This is a genomic window from Klebsiella sp. 141203, assembly GCF_032601985.1.
Classification (GTDB): Bacteria; Pseudomonadota; Gammaproteobacteria; order Enterobacterales; family Enterobacteriaceae; genus Klebsiella; species Klebsiella aerogenes.
In genome coordinates this window covers 963,241-977,481 of sequence record NZ_JAQIRL010000002.1, presented here as the reverse complement: position 1 = coordinate 977,481, position 14,241 = coordinate 963,241, and the positions used below count along the sequence as shown (strand labels likewise).

Below are 14,241 nucleotides of genomic sequence, written 5' to 3'. Positions count from 1 at the left end.
GCAGCGGAAGGCTTTCCTGTTGTGGAAATAATGAACAAGTGTAGCTTATTGCCGTTATGCAGCGGCTCTGGGTGTGGGGCGCTGAATTTTATCCGTAGTTAACTTCCGCTTTTGGCACGGAGCGGATGTGTTAACGAAGCTGAAGGTCCGCTGGGAGCGCTTAGCGGACATGCCATCAGCTTATCAGCCACCTTTACGAGCATTCCATTCGTCACGTGTGATTTCCCATAGCTCGGAATCCAGCAGACCGCTGACATATGCTTTCTTTTCAGTCCTAATGAGCCTCATGCCACTGCTTTGTGAGATACGTTTGGAGCGGTTATTGAGAGCCGCTTTCGGCGCACGCAATATAGTCTTATTTAAGGAATTGAACCAATAATCTGTAGCTGCGTTACAGGCCTCACGCATAAAACCTTTGCCCTGATGCTCCGGTGCTAACCAAAATCCTCGGTTGTTATCCTCAACATCATAAAGACAGATTAAACCTACCATGTTGTCAGGTGTTTCACGATGCCTAATAGTCCAGATCCAAGCGATTCCATTTGCTATATCAGGCAAGGCAACGTTATTGACATAATTCTCGGCGCCATTATCCGGATAGGGCCACGGTACTGATGAGACCATGTACCGAACAATCTCCCAGCGAGGATAAAGTATCTGAATTTGTGAGGCATCTTCTGAGGATAATGGTTTTAACAGTAAGCGTTCTGTATAGAGTATAGGTATTGGCATCAGCACTTTTCCTTCCTGAACTTAGTGTCTATTACTGTTTAAGCCATTAAATAGCTATCTCAATGTATCTTGATGTACAGAAAATATCCATACTATAGAAGGAGCGGTTAACAAGCAGTCAAGGGCAATTTTTGGCACTGCGCGGATGAACCAACTGAGTTTAAGCTCCAGTCTGAGCGAAGAGCAAACCACACTATCTGAGGTAACGTATTACTGTTAATGGTGAACCCATTAATGCTAATACTATTATTACTTTTTTTTCATCAACGATTAGGCAGATGCATTAATGGTTAAGCTTAAGGAAATAGAAATGAAATATCCAGGCGCAGGGGCCTGGCAAATGGGAGACAGTCCAGAACTGGCAAGCGAGCTTGCTAACCTTATTAAAAAAGGAATCAAAACGGCCTCTTGTGGATCTTTTGCCTCTTACCAACAGGAAGAATCTGCTCCGAGGATTGGCAGCTATAACATAATTCTTGATGGACAGAATGTCCCGGTATGCGTGATCCGGCTGGTTTCGCTACAATTGGTGCGTTTTTGCGATATTAATGAGGAGTTTGCTCGCAAAGAGGGTGAAGGCGATTTAAGTCTTGAATACTGGAAGAAAGAGCATCAGCGATTTTTCATCCGTGAAGGTCATTTTTCTGAGGATATGGAGTTGATCGCAGAAGAATTCGAAGTGGTTGAGGTGCTGTAATCGGAGAGAAAATTGCTGATGTTTATCTATCACCCTTTTCATAAACGTCCGTTCCTGGCACTAAGCGGACGTGTTAACGAAGCTGAAGGTCCGCTGAGAGCGAGAAACTGACATTTAATTTTCAAGTGAGGGAAATCGAAGCCATTACCTGCCTGAGCCATTGCATCGAAGTCACGAACAATAAAAAGCCTGGAAAATATCCAGGCTGCGCCAGTCTCATTTATAAAATGTTGCGGTAAGGATTACTCAACGGTCACGACGATTTTGCCAACTTGTCCATTTGCTTCCATATAGCGCTGTGCATCCGCAATATCCTGAAGCGGGAATGTTTTATCAATGACAGGTTTCAGTTTGCCGGAACGTAACCCTTCGGTGACGAAGGATTTTGCGCGTGCCATTTTTTCAGGGTCCGTCGTGATTTCAAACAGCTCGTAACCACGGAGCGTGAGATGCTTACCGAGAATATCAAAGACAGGCACAAGCATGTCGCGGCTGTCGAGCGCCCCATACTGGAAGAACATACCTTGCGGTGCCATCACCTGGGTCAGTTTTGCCACGTCCGGACCACCGACAGGATCAAAAACAATATGGGCGCCCATGCCATCTGTCGCATGATTGATTTCCCCAACCATATCCTGCTCAGCGGTAGCTATAGCAGTGGCGGCACCCGCTTTAAGAAGCATGTCTCTTTTTTCGGCAGTCCGGGTAAGCGCAATGGCTTTAGCACCCAGCATGTTGGCTATCTGTATGGCAGCCAGTCCTACGCTGCTTGATGCCGCGCGGATCACAACATTCTGCCCAGCCTGAAGGTTGCCATATTCAACCAGCGCGCCATATGCAGTGACATACATCATCCAGCTTGCAGCGGCTTCCTCAAAGGAAAGATTTTCAGGATGCTTCACAACAGCGTGCACAGGTGCATTGACCACTTCGCCGTACATACCGTATTCATTAAACATAAATGAAGGGATTACGCTGACCAGATCTCCAGTGGTAAACGCCTCAACATTCTCACCTACGGCCTGCACAACGCCAGCCGCTTCATAACCAAGACGTGCCGGAAATTGCGGCTCAATAACATATTGGCCGTTGCGGTACATGATTTCTGCACGGTTAAGACCAATAGCATGTACGCGAATCTTAACTTCACCCGCTGCTGGTGCGGGCACCTCCACATCGACAACTTCCAAAACTTCCGGACCACCGGTGCGGTTAAAGGTAACAACTTTAGACATATTCAGCTCTCGTCAGTTATCAGCACATCTTTAGAATATTGTTGAAGACATGCCCGGTTCATTTACTGACAATCTACGCTGCTATAAACGTACCAAAAATAGCTGACAGAGAACTTCAGTATTAATTATCTGTTAACAATCCATTGGTTTCAGCGGTTCTGCATGGTCAGAACTTCACTGAACCAGTCGATAAAGACCCGTACTTTGGGAGAAAGGTAGCGCCTGTCCGGATACACCACCGACACGGGCTTAGACACAGAAGGGTATTGCGTCAGAATCTCTTCAAGAGCGCCGGAAGCAATATGTGGGGCAAGGGCGTTAAAGGTGCCCTGGATTATGCCGAGGCCCGCCAGACCACAGGAGAGCAGAATATCTGAATTATCAACCAGCATGCTGCCCACGGGACGCAACGAAACGATCTTTCCGTCCCTAATAAATTTCCATTCCATTACATCACGACTGTGATCGCTGAAAAAATTTATTGCCCGATGCTGCTCCAGATCCGCAAGTGTTTCCGGTCGTCCATGTTGTTGCAGGTATGATGGAGCTGCACAGGTGACCATTCTGATGTCACCAAGACGTCTGGAGATAAAACTCGAATCCTGAAGCTCGCCCAGGCGGACAAGACAGTCCACACCTTCAGCGATCAAATCGGTTTTTTTGTCCGATGAAACCAGAACGACGTCAATATCAGGATATAGAGACTGGAAATGTTTGAGATTAGGGATCAGTATGGCGTGAGCCAGCGCCAGCGGGACATCAAGTCTGAGCCGCCCCCGAGGGGGAAGGGTCGGTGAAAAACTAGCCATCATGTCATTCACTTCGGCCAGCACATGCCTGGCATGATGATAAAACTCATCTCCTTCAGCAGTAATGCTAAGTTTGCGGGTTGTGCGATTAATCAGTTTTACACCCAGATCATGCTCAATTTGCTGTATCGCTTTGCTCACGGTGGGGCGATGGATTTGAAGCACGTCAGCGGCTTTGGAGAAACTACCTTGCTCAACAACCTGGATGAAAATATTTAGGTATTCAATCATGTTGGTGTGCACGTGATCACCTGGCTCTATTTAGGCTGTTAGTGGCTGATATTGTAAAGTAAACAATTCCGATGGGCATCAAGTTAAGGACTTTATGGCTTTCAAAATGTCCGCTTTTGGCACTAAGCGGACCGCCTGAAGCATTGCGAGGTTTGCTGTGAGCGAACAGCGGTCGTCCCATCCGGCGTAAGAACGTAAAAAAACCGCGGTGAGGCGGTTTAGCTGTCTAGTTAGGAAGTTGCGCTTGCGAGTCGTGCGGCAAATCCGATGAAGAACATACCCACCAGCGCGTTTCCAATGGTTGATAATCTACGGTTGCCTTTCAAACGGCTTAGCAGATAAGAGCCGCAGAAAACAAGGAAACCGAAATAAAGGAGAGTAATCGCGAACATCACCGCAGCCAGAATGATAAACGCCATCCAGGAATGTTCAGCCTGAACATTGATGAACTGGGCGAAGAAAGAGATATAGAACAGCAGTGTCTTTGGATTCAGTAGCGTAACCAGCATTCCACGCCCGATGATCCCCTTAGCATCAGCTGAAGATTTCTTTTCCTCACTCGTTTCGATAGTTGGCTTAAAGATAGCGCGTATCGTCTGGACACCGAGATAGAAAAGATAGGCAGCACCTGCGTATTTGATGGCGTTAAATAAGGCTGGAGTTGAGCTTATGACTGCGGCCAGCCCACACCATGCCAGCAGAACCAGAAGTACGTCACTCATCAGAATGGAAAATATTGCAGCAAAGCCTCGTTTGACGCCGCTCGTAATGCTTGTTTTGATCACGAACATGGTCTCAGGGCCAGGAGCAAGCACTATCAGTGTCGCACCAAGCAGATACGTCCAGAAATTCACGATACCAAAATCAGCAAACATTTTTACTCCAGCTCTCTCGTTTTTATCGAGGCTATTCTAACGTAACCAGCGTTAATGAAAACACATCACGGCTGCTTTCTACTCAGCCAATTTCCACTCCTGGCATAGAGCGGACGAGCAAACGTTTATTAAGACTGAATAGCGAATTTCGGACGAATTAGCAGGCGTACATTTTTATCGCGATATTTAACAAGCCTCTGGAACTGAAAACCAAATCGCTCAGCTAAATAATTTGAGCGCTTATTTTCTTGCTCAATAATGCAGCATACTGGATGCTCAAAAACCAAACTGTTCGCCTTTGGCCTACACAGACATTTCAACTCTCAGTGATGCGGCGGCATTTTGTCCTTTTGATCAAATTACGCCCCACTACCGACCCGAAGGCCGGTAGCTGTTGATACAACCCATTTCCACGCGTTATTTCAGGTTGTTGCGGAAAAAGTTCGTCAGCTTGTCGAAGGGGATCACGTCCGTGCGGTCATACAGATCGACGTGCCCAGCCCCCGGAACGACATACAGCTCTTTAGGTTGACCGGCGCGTTTAAAGGCATCCTCGCTGAACTCTTTTGAATGGGCCTGGTCACCGGTAATAAAGAGCATCGGACGCGGCGAAATGGTTTCAATATCATTGAACGGGTAGAAGTTCATAAACTTACCGATACTGCTCAGCATCGGTTTTGTCGTCAGTTCCTCTTCCTCGCCCTGCGGGGTATAACCGCCGCGTTCGGTACGGTAGAAATCAAAGAACTCGCGCTGAATTTCCGGCGTGGAAGCGTCCAGCTTATTCACAGTGCCCGGAATATAAGTTTTCTCTCCTCCTTTGAATTCGGCAAACCGCTGCTCAATGGCCGACTGGATAAAGGCCTTACGCTGTTCCAGCGTCTGAGAGTGGTTAAGGCCATTACGGAAGGCGGCTCCCATGTCATACATGCTGACGGTGGCGATAGCTTTCATACGCGGGTCAATTTTCGCGGCGCTGATGACAAAACTTCCGCTGCCGCAGATGCCCAGCACGCCGATATTTTCTGGATCAATAAACGATTGTGTACTGAGGTAATCCACCGCCGCGCTGAAATCATCCGCGTAGATTTCCGGTGAAATCAGGTGCCCCGGCTTGCCTTCGCTTTCTCCCCAGAACGAGAGATCGATCGCCAGCGTAACAAACCCCTGCTCCGCCAGCTTCTGCGCGTATAGGTTTGCGCTTTGTTCCTTGACCGCGCCCATTGGATGACCTACGACGATCGCCGGGTTTTTGGCGTTCTGATTTATCGTTTTCGGCATAAACAGACTGCCGACCACGTTCATTTGATACTGATTTTTAAAGGTGACTTTCTGCTGCGTCACTTTTTCGCTTTTATAAAAGTTATCAGCGCCTCTGGACATATCCGCCGCCGAGGCGGCAAATGCGCTGATGAACATTCCCAGGGCTAACGCAAATTTATTCATGATAGTTTCCTTGTCAGGACGAGTGTGATGAAAAACCCTCGGCAGACGCGTCTGCACGTGAGGTCAGGAAAATCAGTACGGTTGCGATAATCAACATCGCGGCGCTGGCCAGGAAGGTGCTCTGGTAGCCATGATGGTCGAACAGCACGCCCCCCACGGTGGATCCCAGCGCAATGGACAATTGCACCATCGCCACCATCAGCCCGCCGCCCGCTTCGGCATTCTGCGGGAACGTGCGTGGAACCCATGCCCACCATCCCACGGGCGCGGCGGTTGAAATAAACCCCCACAGCCCGAGCAAGGCCGTCACGATGGCCACCTGGCTGCCAAACACGATCAGGGCCAGCGCGACGATCGCCATCAGCACGGGAATCGCCATTAGCGTCGGGTAGAATCCGCGCTTCAATACCCGGCCAATCAGCGTGGTGCCGATGAAACCCGCCATCCCGATGACCAGCAGGATGAGAGTCACCGCTGAGGCGTCTACCTTCGTGACCGTCTCAAGGAAAGGCCGGATATAGGTAAAGAGCGTGAACTGCCCCATAAAGAAGATCCCCACCCCCAGCATGCCCAGCATGACCACCCGACGGCGTAACAGTATGAAGACGTTGCCGGCCCCCGCTGGCTGGCGGGTAACCGGCATCGAGGGCAGGCTGAGTAGTTGCCAGATAAACGCCACGATGGCGACGGGTAACAGGCAGAAAAAGGCTCCCCGCCAGCCGATGACGGAACCCAGCCAGCTGCCCAGAGGCGCGGCCACAACGGTTGCCAGCGCATTGCCGCTGTTAAAAATGGCCAGGGCCAGCGGAACACGGTGCACCGGCACCAGACGCATCGCTGTCGCCGCCGACATCGACCAGAACCCGCCGACCACGATGCCAATCAGGGCCCGGCCGGTCATATAGGTCAGGTAATTAGGTGCCATCGCAATGACGCCCCCCGAAAGTGCCATGATGCACGTCAGGCCAAGCAGCAGGTTTTTCCGGTTAAGCGTGCCTGCCAGTCGGGAAATAAACAGGCTGGTCGCCACCGCAAACGCGCCGGAAATAGCGATCCCCTGCCCGGCCATGCCTTCGGTGACGTTTAGGGAGTGCGCCATCGATGTCAGAAGGCTGACCGGCATAAACTCGGAGGCGATTAGGGCGAAGACGCACAGCGTCATAGCAAACACGCCGCCCCAGTGCGCCTGTTGTTTTTCACTTGCTCCGTTCTGGTTTTTGGTTTCAGTTTTCTGATTACGCATTTAGCCTTTCTTTTCTGTTGATAATGCGATGCCCTCCCCCTCCTGAAACGGCGACGTGGGGGATAAGCGCGTGAGTTAAAGAGAACGATGGATATGGAAGGCTCGATGGCTCAATCCACGCTCCTGAATCCGGCAAGGAGGAGCATCAGCCGTGTCGTTTTACGGTGAGCATTTTCCATCTCGTTTAGCGTTGACTTTTTCATCGCATTATTGTTACCAATAGGCAGCGGTGAAACTAGCTAATGAATGCTTAATAGCTTTATAAGTAAAATTTATAAATAGCCTGGAAACCAACATGGCAAGACGCAACCTCAACGATTTACTCTCTTTCGTCACCGTGGCGCGGGAAGGCAGCTTCACGCGTGCCGCCGCGCAGCTTGGCGTGACCCAGCCTGCGCTGAGCCAGGCGATTTCCGGGCTGGAAGAGCGGATGCAAATCCGCCTGCTGACGCGGACCACCCGCAGTGTATCCCCGACGGCCGCCGGCGAGCGGCTGTTGCAATCGGTGGGCCATCGTATTGACGAGATAGAGGCTGAGCTGGATATGCTGACTGAACTGCGGGACAAGCCTGCAGGAATCGTCCGCATCACCTGCGGGCCGAACGTGCTGAAAACGACCCTGCTGCCCAAGCTGGCGCCGCTGCTCCGCGAATATCCGGATATTCATATTGAGTTCGATGCTAATCACGGATTCCGGGATATCGTGGCGGATCGGTTTGATGCGGGCGTGCGGCTTGGCGATACGATTGATAAAGATATGATAGCGATGCCAATCGGCCCGAAACTGCGCATGGCAGCAGCCGCCTCGCCAGATTATTTCGCACGATACCCGGTGCCGAAAACGCCTCATGATCTGACGCAGCATCAGTGTATTAATATGCGCATGGTCCGCTCCGGCGGGATTTATGTCTGGGAATTCGATCGCGAGGGAGGAGAGTTGAAGGTCCGGGTTAATGGACAGTTGACGTTTAACACGTCGGACCATGTTGTCGACGCCGCCCTGGCCGGGTTAGGCATCGCCTTTTTACCTGAAGAGGAATTCGGCTCACACATCAGAGAAGGTCGTCTCGTGCGGGTGCTTGAGTCCTGGTGTCATCCTTTTCCGGGCTACTATCTTTATTATCCCAGCCGCAAACAGCCTTCCCCTGCCTTCTCACTCGTTGTTGATGCGCTGCGCATGAACGGGAAACTTTAGGTTTAAGATTTTTTCGCAGTATCAGGATGGATTTATCAATATGACCAGAACAGAGAGGCTTCTCGAGTTACTACAGATATTAAGGGCGCAAAGATATCCCATCACGGCATCCACGCTCTCAGAAAGATTAGAAATAAGCGTGCGCTCGCTTTATAGAGATATAAAAACGCTACAGCATCAAGGGGTTCGCATTGAAGGTGGGGCCGGAATGGGTTATATCGTTAAGTCCGATTTTCATTTGCCGCCCTTAAATCTTTCTCATGAAGAAATCAATGCCATTACCCTTGGGCTAAACTGGGTATCTCATAGCACGGATGATGATTTCAAAAACGTAGCAAGGAATGCGCTTGCCAAAATACACGCCGTCATTCCTGACGAATTAAAAAATCTTATTGAAAGCCAATCCTATGTGATCGGTCCTTCCGAGAGCAATGAGGTATTTTTCAAAAACATTCGCGATGCTATTAAAAAGCAAAGTAGGGTCCAAATAAAATATTGTGACAAGAAAGGCGCTTACTCTTCTCGTGTTATATGGCCCATCGGATTGGCATATATGCAGTCATGTTGGCTTTTGGTCGCGTGGTGTGAAATGAGAAATGATTTTCGTCACTTTAGAACTGACAAAATTTCAGAGATGGCACAACTGGGCTCTATGTACAGGGAAAGCCGGATGGCTTTATTGAAAAAATGGAGAATAAAAGAAGGGATCGACGAGGAGAAAGAGTACTGACAAAAACTGTCACAGCGATTTTGTATACTCCCCCAGATGAAAGACTCAATTCTACGTCATAGGGGGAATGATGAATTTCCAGAATAAAGTTGCTGTCATCACAGGAAGTACTACAGGGATAGGTGAGGCAGTCGCAGAGCAATTACACCAACATGGTGCTAAGGTCGTTATTGTCTCCCGCTCGCCAGAGCAGGCCATCCAAAAAGCGAAACAATTATCTTCACAGGGGCAACAGGCGCTGGGGATCGGATGCGATGTGTCGCAACCTGAACAAGTAGAGGAAATGATTGCTGATGTTATCAAACATTTTGGCAGACTTGATTATGCTGTAAATAATGCGGGCATAACAGGTGAGCATGGTAAAAATATAACAGAGCAGACGGTTGAAAACTGGGAAAAAGTTATTGCCACTTCATTGAGCGGCGTTTTTTACTGCCTAAAATACGAAATACCTGAGATGATAAAATCTGGCGGTTCTATCGTTAATTTATCTGCAGTCAATGGTCTGGTTGGCATTCCAGGATTAGCGCCTTACACCGTGGCTAAACACGGTATCATCGGTTTGACCCAAACCGCAGCATTAGAGTTTGCAACGCAAGGTATTCGAATCAATGCCGTCGCTCCGGGCTACGTCCAAACGCCACGAATGAGTGAATTCCCTGACAATATCGTACGTAGTTTCGCCAATAGCCACCCAATGAAGAGGATGGCAAAAATGCAAGAAATAGCAGACTTCATACTGTTTTTGCTGTCAGAAAATGCGGCGTTCTGTACCGGCGGCGTTTATCCCATCGATGGGGGTTATTTAGCTGAGTGAACTCCCATCGAGGCTTTTTTAACTGCAAGATGTTGGCGCCCGGAGACCCTTGACCCGCTTTCCGCGGCGCACGAAAACTTAGCCCTTCCCGGCAGGCAGCAGCTTTTCCACCAGCGCCGTCCACAGCGCCACGCCGGGCGCCAGCAGATCGTCGTTAAAATCGTAGCTGGCATTATGCAGCGGCCTCGAGGGCGTCTCGCCATCTGTCCCTATCCAGAAATAGGCGCCGGGACACACTTCCAGCATGCAGGCAAAATCCTCCGACGCCATGGAAGGATTGATCTGCCAGCGCACCGCGGCTTCGCCGAGCTCGGCCTGCGCCACCTCGCGCACCTTCAGCGCCTCTTGTTCATCATTTTTGGTCACCGGATAGCCTGGATACCACGTAATCTGACCGTCAACGTCGGAAACCTGCGGCTGCGTATGCACGTATTGCTCAATCAGTTTTTTTACCCGCTCGCGCACCGTATTGCTCAGGCAGCGAAAAGTCCCGCGCAGCACCACGCGGTCCGGCAGCACGTTGATCGCCTCGCCGCCGTTGATCTGGGTAATGCTGACCACCGCGGAATCCTGCGGCGACAGGCGTCGCGACGGAATCGTCTGCAACGCCATAATCAGCTGTGCGGCGGCGACGATAGGGTCGGCGCCGCTCTCCGGCATCGCCGCATGGCAGCTTTTACCGGTGAGCGTTATCTCAAAGGCGTCAAGCGAGGCCATCATTGCCCCGGGATTCACCGCCACATGCCCCAGCGGCAAGCCTGGCCAGTTGTGCAACGCGTAAATGGCGTCCATCGGGAAGCGCTCGAACAACCCCTCTTCCACCATTTTGCGCGCGCCGCCGAGGTTCTCCTCCGCGGGTTGAAAGACAAAATGCACGGTGCCGCCAAAGTTGCGGGTCTGGGCAAGGTGCGCGGCGGCGGCCAACAGCATGGCGGTGTGGCCGTCATGGCCGCAGGCATGCATTACGCCAGCATGACGCGAACGATATTCCACCGCCCCCTGTTCAGCGATCGGCAGCGCATCCATATCGGCGCGCAGGCCAATCACCGGCCCCGGGCCATTCTCGAGCGTCGCGACCACCCCGGTACCGGCCAGCCCGACATGCACCTGCAGGCCGAACGAAGCCAGTAGCCCGGCGACCCGACGCGAGGTCTCCTGCTCCTGGTACCCGAGCTCCGGATGAGCATGAAAATCGCGACGCCAGCCGATAGCTTCGGCAATCAGTGAAGACGATACCGCCATGTCCTGTTCCTTTCATTACTGAATGAGTAGTCCCCGTCCTGCTGCTTCCAGGCGGCACCCTTCGTTATATCCTTTCGCCCCCGCGGCTGACAACTTCAGCGATGATGATTTTTGTCTATTCACCAGCGGATCGTTTTATCGATATCAAAAATAGTAGCTATTTCAGCGGTGACTTCCGTCAGCTGATTAATTATCATGCAGACTGGTCGGCGTCTTGCCGGATTATTCACCTGCAACCTTCCGTTATCGGGAATACAATGTTTAACCCAGACCAGAATCGCCTGGCCCCCACGCTGGCGATGATCATGGCCGCTTCACTTGTGGGATTTATCACCGGCTATACGGTGCCATTAATCAGCCTTGAGCTGGCGCAGCAGCAAGTTGCTCCGCTTTATGTCGGCCTGCTGGCCGCGCTGCCGCCCGCTGGAATGATGCTCTCTTCTTTCCTTTCTCCCGCGCTGTGCCGTCGTTTTGAAATGGGCGCGTTGCTCAGCGTTAGCCTGATCCTGCTGGCGTTGGCGACCATCGCCTCCTGCATGACCACCGACATGACGCTGTTGCTGGTGCCGCGCCTGCTGACCGGACTCGCCTCCGGCGTCATTATCGTATTGGGGGAAAGTTGGATAACCGGCGGTGCGGCGGGCAGTAATCGCGCCACTCTCACCGGCATCTATGCCTCGGCCTTTACCGGCTGCCAGCTCGCCGGCCCGCTGCTTATCTCCGTCGGCCCCGCCTGGCAACACGCGGCGCTGATGGCAATTGTCGCCATTACCGCCGTTTGCCTGCTGATGCTGCGTCATCTGCCGCGCGGCAGTCGCGAAAGCCTTGCCGAGCGCGCCAGCTGGCGTAGCCTGGGGGCGTTCTTGCCAGTTCTGGCCTCTGGGGTATTCTGCTTTGCCTTCTTCGACGCCAGTATTCTCGCGCTACTGCCGCTGTACGGCATCGATAAAGGTTTAAATGAAACGATGGCGGTACTGCTGGTCACCGTCGTCCTCACCGGCGACGCCATGTTCCAGGCGCCGCTGGGATGGGTTGCCGACCGCTTCGGCATCCGTCGCGTGCATCTTATCTGCGCGGTTATCTTTAGCTTGTCGCTACTGGCGCTGCCGTTTATGCTCGCCTCGCGCGTACAGCTGATGGCTATCTGCCTGCTGCTCGGCGCCGCGGCGGGCGCGCTTTATACCCTGTCGCTGGTGCGGGCAGGCAAAACCTTTAGCGGGCAAAAGCTCATCATGATCAACGCCCTATTTGGCTTTTTCTGGTCCGCCGGTAGCGTGGCCGGGCCGATTGTCAGTGGCTTGTTGATTGGCGTCTCCGGCTATGACGGCTTGATCATCACCCTGTTCGCCAGCGGCGTGCTGTTCCTGTTAATCCAGTGCCTTAGCAAGAATGAAAAAACGCTGCTCGCCAATGAGCAGGAAGAGGACATGGAAGAGGCTACCGAGACCGCGCAATAGCGGAGGTTGTTGATAACGGGCAGGCAGGACTCCACCTGCCCGTTTTGCTTATGGCTACAGCACCTTACTGAGGAAGGCGGCGGTGCGCGGATTGGTCGGCGCGCTAAAGATCTGCGCCGGTTTACCCTCTTCCTGAATCACGCCCTGATCGATGAAAATCACCCGGTCGGCCACTTCGCGGGCAAAGCCCATTTCGTGGGTCACGATAACCATCGTCATCCCTTCGCTGGCGAGATTTTTCATCACTTCCAGCACATCCCCTACCAGTTCCGGATCCAGCGCTGACGTGGGCTCATCAAACAGCATGATCGACGGCTTCATTGCCAGCGCACGGGCAATCGCTACCCGCTGCTGCTGACCGCCGGAGAGGCTGGAAGGCCAGGCATCGCGCTTATCGCTGAGGCCCACTTTCGCCAGCAAGGCATCCGCCAGGTCGACCGCCTGCTGGCGCGGCATATTGCGCAGATTCATCGGCGCCATCAGCAGGTTTTCCAGCACTGTCATATGCGGGAACAGGTTGAAGCGCTGGAACACCATGCCAACGCTTTCGCGCATCTTGTTGAGGTCGGTCGTCCGGTCATGGGCGGCAAAACCATTGACCACCACTTCGCCTTCGTTCACGGTTTCCAGCGCATTCATACAGCGCAAAAAGGTACTTTTGCCAGAGCCGGAGGGCCCGATAATGCACACCACTTCCTGTGGTTTAATATCGCAACTGATGCCGCGCAGCACGTGGCTATCGCCAAAGCGCTTATGTAGATTATTAATGTGAATCACTTTTGCCAAACCTCTTTTCCAGACGGTTAACCAGCTGCGCCAGCAGGAAGGTAATCACCCAATAGACCAGCGAGATAGTCAGGTAGGGTTCCCAGTAGGTGGCGTAAGCGCCGGAGACGGTTCGCGCCGCGTAGGCCAGATCGGCAAGCCCGATCGCCGAGGCCAGCGATGAGTCTTTAACAATAGCGATAGCGTTGTTGCCAAGCGGCGGCAGAATGCGGCGAAATGCCTGCGGCAGGATCACTTTACGCATGGTTTTCCACCACGGCATACCCAGCGCGCGCGAAGCTTCCATCTGCCCTTTATCGATAGACTGGATCCCGGCGCGGAAAATCTCCGACACGTAGGCGCCGGCGTTAAGGGTAATCGCCACGATACAGGAGAGGAACGCGCCGTAGTTAGAACGCAGTTCGCGGGCGAAATCGGCGCTCATTATCCCGCTGGTGACCAGCAGGCCGTCGCGCGGGTTAATAAACAGCGGCACCAGCGCAAAGTGGACCACCATGATCTGCACAAACAGCGGCGTACCGCGGAAGGCGCTGACGTAGAAGCGCACCGGAAACTGCACCAGATAACGCAGAATATATTTCCATGGCCCGTGCTCGGCCTTCGCCATCCGCCCCAGTCCAAGCGTTAACCCCCACAACGTCCCGAGGATCACGCAGATAATGGTACATTTAATCGTCATCAAGGCGCCGTCCATAAACAGCGGGCCATACTCCTCGATGATCTCCCAACGGAATCCCGTCATAGTC

General features: G+C 52.3%; 14 protein-coding genes. 5 read left to right on the top strand and 9 right to left on the bottom strand.

Translation table 11 applies throughout. The features are described from left to right. Nucleotides 1–183 precede the first annotated feature (183 nt). The gene (locus tag PGR29_RS12340; RefSeq protein ID WP_015705173.1) at nt 184–732 is read right to left on the bottom strand and encodes a GNAT family N-acetyltransferase; all 549 of its coding nucleotides are present in this window, start codon (nt 730–732) and stop codon (nt 184–186) included. Between the two features lie 340 nt (nt 733–1,072). On the opposite strand from PGR29_RS12340, the gene PGR29_RS12335 reads away from it, so the two are divergent. Further along, nucleotides 1,073–1,429 (top strand): ASCH domain-containing protein, encoded by a 357-nt coding sequence (locus tag PGR29_RS12335; protein WP_161798772.1) that lies wholly within the window; start codon nt 1,073–1,075, stop codon nt 1,427–1,429. 242 nt (nt 1,430–1,671) lie between these two features. Here the strand turns inward: PGR29_RS12335 and PGR29_RS12330 are convergent, their stop codons facing one another. From PGR29_RS12330 to PGR29_RS12310, 5 genes are all read right to left on the bottom strand, one after another. After that, nucleotides 1,672–2,664 carry a zinc-dependent alcohol dehydrogenase family protein gene (locus PGR29_RS12330; protein ID WP_316424614.1) on the bottom strand — a complete coding sequence of 331 codons (993 nt, stop codon included), beginning with the start codon at nt 2,662–2,664 and terminating at the stop codon, nt 1,672–1,674. 149 nt (nt 2,665–2,813) lie between these two features. Continuing rightward, nucleotides 2,814–3,704 (bottom strand): LysR family transcriptional regulator, encoded by an 891-nt coding sequence (locus PGR29_RS12325; protein WP_316424658.1) that lies wholly within the window; start codon nt 3,702–3,704, stop codon nt 2,814–2,816. A gap of 230 nt (nt 3,705–3,934) precedes the next feature. Next, the gene (leuE, locus tag PGR29_RS12320) at nt 3,935–4,579 is read right to left on the bottom strand and encodes a leucine efflux protein LeuE (RefSeq protein ID WP_316424613.1); all 645 of its coding nucleotides are present in this window, start codon (nt 4,577–4,579) and stop codon (nt 3,935–3,937) included. Between the two features lie 417 nt (nt 4,580–4,996). Continuing rightward, complete coding sequence (locus tag PGR29_RS12315) at nt 4,997–6,025, bottom strand: alpha/beta hydrolase (RefSeq protein WP_316424611.1); 1,029 nt, start codon at nt 6,023–6,025, stop codon at nt 4,997–4,999. A 13-nt stretch (nt 6,026–6,038) separates the two neighbouring features. Then, on the bottom strand, nt 6,039–7,268 hold the full coding sequence (locus PGR29_RS12310; RefSeq protein WP_316424610.1) for an MFS transporter: 1,230 nt from the start codon (nt 7,266–7,268) through the stop codon (nt 6,039–6,041). Nucleotides 7,269–7,563: 295 nt separating this feature from the next. Between PGR29_RS12310 and PGR29_RS12305 the strand changes: the two genes are divergently transcribed. The 3 genes from PGR29_RS12305 (at nt 7,564) to PGR29_RS12295 (ending at nt 10,010) form a co-directional block, all read left to right on the top strand. Further along, on the top strand, nt 7,564–8,463 hold the full coding sequence (locus tag PGR29_RS12305; RefSeq protein ID WP_045366971.1) for a LysR family transcriptional regulator: 900 nt from the start codon (nt 7,564–7,566) through the stop codon (nt 8,461–8,463). Between the two features lie 40 nt (nt 8,464–8,503). Continuing rightward, the gene (locus PGR29_RS12300; RefSeq protein WP_316424608.1) at nt 8,504–9,193 is read left to right on the top strand and encodes a helix-turn-helix transcriptional regulator; all 690 of its coding nucleotides are present in this window, start codon (nt 8,504–8,506) and stop codon (nt 9,191–9,193) included. A gap of 70 nt (nt 9,194–9,263) precedes the next feature. Continuing rightward, complete coding sequence (locus tag PGR29_RS12295) at nt 9,264–10,010, top strand: SDR family NAD(P)-dependent oxidoreductase (protein ID WP_316424657.1); 747 nt, start codon at nt 9,264–9,266, stop codon at nt 10,008–10,010. 78 nt (nt 10,011–10,088) lie between these two features. Here the strand turns inward: PGR29_RS12295 and PGR29_RS12290 are convergent, their stop codons facing one another. Beyond that, nucleotides 10,089–11,252 (bottom strand): M20 aminoacylase family protein, encoded by a 1,164-nt coding sequence (locus PGR29_RS12290; RefSeq protein WP_316424607.1) that lies wholly within the window; start codon nt 11,250–11,252, stop codon nt 10,089–10,091. A gap of 257 nt (nt 11,253–11,509) precedes the next feature. Here PGR29_RS12290 and PGR29_RS12285 point away from each other — a divergent pair, with 257 nt between their 5' ends. After that, entirely contained in the window at nt 11,510–12,709 is a 1,200-nt protein-coding gene (locus tag PGR29_RS12285) for an MFS transporter (protein WP_316424606.1), read from the top strand. 54 nt (nt 12,710–12,763) lie between these two features. On the opposite strand, the gene PGR29_RS12280 is transcribed toward PGR29_RS12285, so the two are convergent. Continuing rightward, on the bottom strand, nt 12,764–13,486 hold the full coding sequence (locus PGR29_RS12280; protein ID WP_316424656.1) for an amino acid ABC transporter ATP-binding protein: 723 nt from the start codon (nt 13,484–13,486) through the stop codon (nt 12,764–12,766). Next, nucleotides 13,473–14,237: an amino acid ABC transporter permease gene (locus PGR29_RS12275; protein ID WP_020079062.1), complete on the bottom strand. Its 765-nt coding sequence runs from the start codon at nt 14,235–14,237 to the stop codon at nt 13,473–13,475. The genes PGR29_RS12280 and PGR29_RS12275 overlap by 14 nt, the downstream gene beginning before the upstream one ends. Between the last annotated feature and the right edge of the window lie 4 nt (nt 14,238–14,241).